The 6063-nt window shown below is 41.2% G+C and carries 4 protein-coding genes; 1 reads left to right on the top strand and 3 read right to left on the bottom strand.

Annotated features, from left to right (window positions below; translation table 11 throughout):
• Positions 1-61: 61 nt before the first annotated feature.
• Entirely contained in the window at positions 62-1492 is a 1431-nt protein-coding gene (locus RV00_RS13935; RefSeq protein WP_071863165.1) for a 6-phospho-beta-glucosidase, read from the bottom strand.
• An 18-nt stretch (positions 1493-1510) separates the two neighbouring features.
• The gene (locus RV00_RS13930) at positions 1511-2902 is read right to left on the bottom strand and encodes a 6-phospho-beta-glucosidase (RefSeq protein ID WP_071863164.1); all 1392 of its coding nucleotides are present in this window, start codon (positions 2900-2902) and stop codon (positions 1511-1513) included.
• A gap of 226 nt (positions 2903-3128) precedes the next feature.
• Between RV00_RS13930 and RV00_RS13925 the strand changes: the two genes are divergently transcribed.
• Positions 3129-4046 (top strand): MurR/RpiR family transcriptional regulator, encoded by a 918-nt coding sequence (locus RV00_RS13925; RefSeq protein WP_071863163.1) that lies wholly within the window; start codon positions 3129-3131, stop codon positions 4044-4046.
• A 48-nt stretch (positions 4047-4094) separates the two neighbouring features.
• Here the strand turns inward: RV00_RS13925 and RV00_RS13920 are convergent, their stop codons facing one another.
• Positions 4095-6002 carry a beta-glucoside-specific PTS transporter subunit IIABC gene (locus tag RV00_RS13920; RefSeq protein ID WP_071863162.1) on the bottom strand — a complete coding sequence of 636 codons (1908 nt, stop codon included), beginning with the start codon at positions 6000-6002 and terminating at the stop codon, positions 4095-4097.
• Positions 6003-6063 lie beyond the last annotated feature (61 nt).

Genomic DNA, 6063 nt, shown 5'->3' with positions numbered 1-6063 from the left:
AGTGGTTTTCAGAACATACAAAAAAACCGAGACTTGAATGCTCCAAGTCTCGGCAGTTACATTAATTACTTAAATCTTCACCATTCGTAGCGATTACTTTCTTATACCAATCGAATGATTTTTTCTTGCTGCGTTTCAAAGTTCCATTGCCTTGATTGTCACGGTCCACATAAATGAAGCCGTAGCGTTTCTTCATTTCACCTGTTCCGGCAGATACAAGGTCGATACAACCCCAAGTCGTGTAGCCTAATAGATCCACGCCATCTTGATCAACTGCATCTCTCATCGCTTCTACGTGTTTAGCTAAGTAGTCGATGCGGTAATCATCTTCGACATAGCCATTTTCATCTGGTGTATCCACTGCACCTAAGCCGTTTTCCACGATGAACAATGGTTTTTGATAACGATCATACAAATCATTCATCGTGATCCGCAAACCTAGAGGATCAATTTGCCAACCCCATTCACTTGCTTCCAAGTAAGGATTTTTGACAGAGGCAAAGATATTGCCGGCTGTTTGTTCCAACAATTCAGGATCAGTCGTCGCTACCCGTGAAGAGTAGTAAGAGAAGGAGATGAAGTCAACCGTATGAGCTTTTAATAACTCTTTGTCGCCTTCTTCCATTTTCACTTCGATCCCTTTACGCTCCATTTCTTTCAAAGCGTATGCTGGATATTCACCACGCGATTGTACATCGATGAAGAAATAGTTTTCCCGTTCATCTTGACGCCCAGCCCAAACATCTTCAGGTTTTGGCGTATATGGATAGTAAGAGCCAGCTGCTAGCATACAACCAACTTGATTTTCTGGATCTACTTCATGAGCGATCTTCGTTGCGATTGCAGAAGCAACTAATTCATGGTGGGCCGCTTGATATTTAACTTGCTCAACATTGTCGCCTTCTTCAAAGTACAAACCAGCACCCATGAATGGTGCGTGTAAAATCATATTGATTTCATTGAAGGTTAACCAATATTTGACTAACCCTTTGTAACGATTGAAGATCACGTTACATAAGTTTTCGTAAAAGCCGACTAATTCACGGCTACGCCATGCGCCATATTTTTCTACTAAGTGCATTGGGCAGTCAAAGTGAGTGATCGTCACTAATGGTTCGATGCCATATTTTTTACATTCTTTGAAGATGTCTTCGTAGAATTTCAGCCCTTCTTCATTCGGCTCTGTTTCGTCACCCTGTGGGAAAATCCGGCTCCAGCCTAATGACAAGCGATACGTTTTAAAGCCCATTTCCGCGAATAACTTGATATCTTCCTTCCAATGATGGTACATATCGATTGCTTCTTTAGCAGGATAAAAATGCTCATCGTCGAAATCAAACATTTTTTTCTTCCCGGCAATCACTGGGAAACGATCTTCGCCGATTGGAACTACGTCCACGTTAGCTAATCCGCGTCCACCTTCGTTATAGCCACCTTCACATTGATTGGCAGCCGTTGCGCCACCCCATAAAAAATCTTTTCTAAATCCCATTTATTCTTTCCCTGCTTTCTATACTTTTGCTAAGTCTAATTCACGTGCCACTTCATCCTGAACTTCGATACCTTCTTTTTCTAAGCGTTCAATCGTTTCTTTGAAGTTTGGCAAGAAATCTTTGTGTGCGATAAATAATTCATCCATGATCCGTTGAGCTGTTTTACCTGAACGAACCAATGGGTTGATGGTGAATGCTTGTAAAGCCGTATCATAATCACCCGTCACTGCTGCTTCGATCGTCAATAATTCCATTGCTTTCATGACTTGCAACCAGCCGCGTTCCGCTACCGGCAATTCGCCAAAGGCCACATTACGCGCGCCTTGTCCGCCGATATAGGCCGATACTTCTACGACACAGTCTGCTGGAAGATCCGGCACAGCGCCGTCATTTTTCGTTGAGACTACTAATTGTGTATTTTTGTTGGCATAAATCGAAGCGATTGATTCACAAGCCGCATCAGAATAATACGCGCCGCCACGTTTGCCTAATTGTTCTGGTTTGTAATCCAAGTTTGGATCTTTGTATAATTCAAACAATTCAGTTTCCGTTTGTTTGACTTGTTGTGCACGGGTGCCGACTGTTTTGTATTCTTCTAGCGCGTGACTCAGTGTTTCTTCTTCTTGATAGTAATAATGGTGGTAGCCACAAGGAATCATTTGCATTTGTTCTAAGATTTCTCTTGGGAACGGGATATCATGAATGTTCTTAGGCATTCCAGTTTCATCGCCTTCGTACATTTTGTTGATAATATCTAGTGTGACATTTTTCCCATGAGCGTCAGTTACTTTATGCCAATGGAAGTGGTTCAAGCCGGCAAATTTGTAAATCAATTCATCTGGTTGTTTGCCTAATAACTCAGGTTCGATCATTTGGGCCATAACTGGAACATTGCACAAACCGATGACTTTGTCCCATTTTCCATAACGAACGACAGCCTCAGTCACCATACCACTTGGATTAGCGAAGTTAATCAGCCAAGCGTCTGGACATAAACGTTTCATGTCTTCTACGATGTCTAAGATGATTGGAACAGTCCGGAAGGCTTTGAACATGCCACCAGCACCATTCGTTTCTTGCCCTAACATGCCATAGTAGGCTGGAATACGTTCGTCTTTGATCCGAGCTTCTAATAAGCCAACCCGGAATTGAGTTGTAACGAAATCCGCATCTCTTAACGCTTCTTCACGGTCTAAAGTAATATGAACTTTCACATCATAAGGTGAAGCATCCCACATCCGTTGAGCCATTGCGCCGACGATTTCTACTTTTTCACGTCCTGCTTCAATATCGACTAACCAGATCTCACGAACTGGTAATTCATCGTAACGTTTAATAAAACCTTCCATTAATTCGGGGGTGTAACTGCTACCTCCACCAATTGTGGCGATTTTTACTCCTGCTGTCATTCGATCGACTCCTTCTGTTTTTATTTACAATCTAATTATCTAATTCGTAAAAACTTTTTTCAATCCAATCACAAGTTATTCCATTGATATTTACAAACAAGAATAAGAAAACGCTTAATTTTGTAAATATCAATGGAATATTTACGCATTTCTTTCTAAGAACTCACAAAACGATTTACAAATCATTTATAATAAATGTAAACAATTTGAAACTGGTGGTGACAATATGCTTTTAACTGAAAAAATGAAACAAACTGATTTCTCTAATGCCGAAACAGCCCTAGTCGGGTATATTTTAGACAAAGGGACCACGATCGAATCAATGACCATCAAAGAAATCGCAGAAGCTAATTACGTGCATCCCTCAACGTTAATTCGAGTCGCAAAAAAATTAGGCTACAATGGCTGGCTAGAATTGCGAAACGAATTTTTAGCAGAACAAACCTACCTGCAAACCTACTTTGAAGATGTTGATGCTAATTTTCCTTTTCAAAACAATGATGGCTTAATGACTATCGCCAATAAAATCGCTTCTTTAGAACGAACAACGATCGACGATACTTTGAGTTTGCTAAATCATGACGATCTGCAAAAAGCGAAACAACTACTTCTCACCGCAAAACAAATCAAGATATTCGGCGGTAACGCCAATTTATTGATCTCCCAAGACTTCGCTTTGAAGATGCGTCGCATCCAGAAAAACGTCGTGACGAACCAAACGATGGGAGAAGATGCTTATGAAGCCTTCAATAGTCAAGAAGATACGTGTGCCATTTTGATTTCTTATACGGGTGAAAATAGTCATATTTTACAAATCGCGAAGATTTTACAAAAACAAAATATTCCAATCATCGCGTTAACTAGCATCGGTGACAATACACTAGGCTCACTTAGTCAGGCCGTCTTACGAATGACCACTCGCGAACGACTTTATACAAAAATCGCCAACTTTACCATCAACTCGTCCATCTGCTACTTATTAGACGTTCTGTACAGCTGTGTCTTCGCTGAAGATTATCAAAAAAACCTGAATCATCTGATCACGATCAGCGAATTAGTCGATAAGCGAAAAACCAGCTCCGCCATTATGGCCGAATCTCCAGAATCCATGATTCAAATAACAGAATCGTTTTTACCAAATTAAAGTTCGGGACCTTTGTCTAGGTCCCGAACTTTTTTAAGGAAAAGAATATTACACTAGTACCGTTAATAACTCATCATCGTTGCAGACATCTGCTTTTTGATCTGCTTCAATAATATCAAGATAATCAGCAGTGTTGGTTACGATAACTGGTGTTTCTACACTGTAACCAGCTGCTTCGATTGCGTCGATATCAAAAGTAACTAATTTATCTCCGCGTTTAACCTTAGCGCCTTGTTCTACAAATGATTCAAAATATTTTCCGTCTAACTGGACGGTATCTAACCCAATGTGGATCAATACTTCTAACCCATTATCTGAAACTAAACCAATTGCATGTTTCGTTGGGAACATCGTCATAACTGTACCGTCAAATGGCGCTACTACTTCACCTTTAGTCGGATGGATAACAACACCTTTACCTAGAACACCTTGTGCGAAGGCTTGGTCTTTCGCTGTTGATAATGGCATCATCGTTCCTTGAACAGGAGCAGTAACGATTTCTTTACGAACTTCCATTGCTTTTTGTCCTTCTTCAACTTCCACAACTTCATCATCTCTCCAGAAGAAGAAGGTTAAGCCAAAGCCAATAACTGAAGCGATTACGATAGCAATGATTGAGTAGATAGCACCAGAGGTATCCGCAGTTTGCTGGTTGATGAAGTTGGGAATTCCGAAGATTCCTAAGCCGCCCATTACGTATGAACGAGTATTCATAGCAATTAAGAAGGCTCCAGATACAGCACCCCCAACCATTGAGAAAATGAATGGTTTTTTCTTAGGAAGAGACAGACCGTAGATTGCCGGCTCCGTTACTCCGCAAATCCCAGAAATAACAGCTGGTACCACTAATGCTTTTTCTTTCGGATTCTTTAAACGGAAATACATTGCTGCTACTGCTGCTGTCTGAGCGAAGCTGGCACCAAATGTCCCAACCAATGCTGTTGCATAGCCCATCGTACCTAATTGCAAGATCGCGATCGGGATAATACTCCAATGTAGGCCAAAGATAACCAATACTTGCCAGAACAAACCAACAATTAAACCAAATAAAATTGGAGAGAAATTCAATAGATTATCAAAGCCAGTTGCTAACATATTCGTCAAGATCGTGATAACTGGACCGATCACTAGGAATCCAATCGGTAAAGCAATTAGCAATAAGAAAAACGGAATAAAGAAGTTTTGAATCACTTCTGGGACGATTTTACGTAATGGCTTCTGTAGTTTACTAGCCAACCAGACAATCAAGATTGACGGAATAACACTACTCGTGTAGTTATTGGCCACAAAAGGAAGTCCCATGAAGGTCATATAGACTGGGCTTTCAAACATCCCGCCAGCGAACAAAGTATACAATGGTTGAACGCCTTCCACTGCAGTCAGTGCCGATAATTGAATGGCTGGATAACACAATGCACCACCAATGACTAACCCGACATACTGATTGACCCCGAACTTTTTAGCAGCGGTAATCGCTACAGCTACTGGTAAGAACATGAAGATCGCATCACCGATAGCATTCAATACCACGTAAGTGCCATTTTCAGGCGTCAATACACCCGCCGCCACTAATAAAGCATTCAGACCTTTGATCATCCCGCCGGCACTCAAAGCACCTAGAAACGGCTGGAAAATTCCACTGATTACATCGATGAAGCGGTTGAAGATATTACCTGAGGCTTCCTCTGGTGCGCCGCCTTCGCCGCTAATTCCAGCAATATCCAATACATCGTCATAAACTTGTCCGACGTGATTGCCGATAACAACTTGATATTGTCCAGCACTGTGCATGATTGTCACGACACCGTCCATGTTTTTCAATACGTCATCATTAGCTTTACTTTCGTCCTTTAATTTGAAACGCAAGCGCGTAATGCAATGTGTTAGGCTATTAATATTTTCTTTTCCGCCGACATTTGCGACGATCTTTTCTGCTAATTCATGATACTTTCCCATGTTTGTCTTCCTCCTATTTTTTGGTAGCGTATTCATTTTTCGTTAGTAACCACCGTTGAGA

The sequence above is a fragment of the Enterococcus devriesei genome (genome assembly GCF_001885905.1).
GTDB classification, from domain to species: domain Bacteria; phylum Bacillota; class Bacilli; order Lactobacillales; family Enterococcaceae; genus Enterococcus_A; species Enterococcus_A devriesei.
The sequence above is the reverse complement of the archived record's forward strand: the minus strand, read 5'-3'. Positions and strand labels throughout refer to the sequence as shown.

Coding starts and splice junctions, on each gene's coding strand:
- RV00_RS13935 (WP_071863165.1), bottom strand. CDS start 1,492: ATGGGATTTAGAAAAGATTTTTTATGGGGTGGCGCAACGGCTGCCAAT.
- RV00_RS13930 (WP_071863164.1), bottom strand. CDS start 2,902: ATGACAGCAGGAGTAAAAATCGCCACAATTGGTGGAGGTAGCAGTTAC.
- RV00_RS13925 (WP_071863163.1), top strand. CDS start 3,129: ATGCTTTTAACTGAAAAAATGAAACAAACTGATTTCTCTAATGCCGAA.
- RV00_RS13920 (WP_071863162.1), bottom strand. CDS start 6,002: ATGGGAAAGTATCATGAATTAGCAGAAAAGATCGTCGCAAATGTCGGC.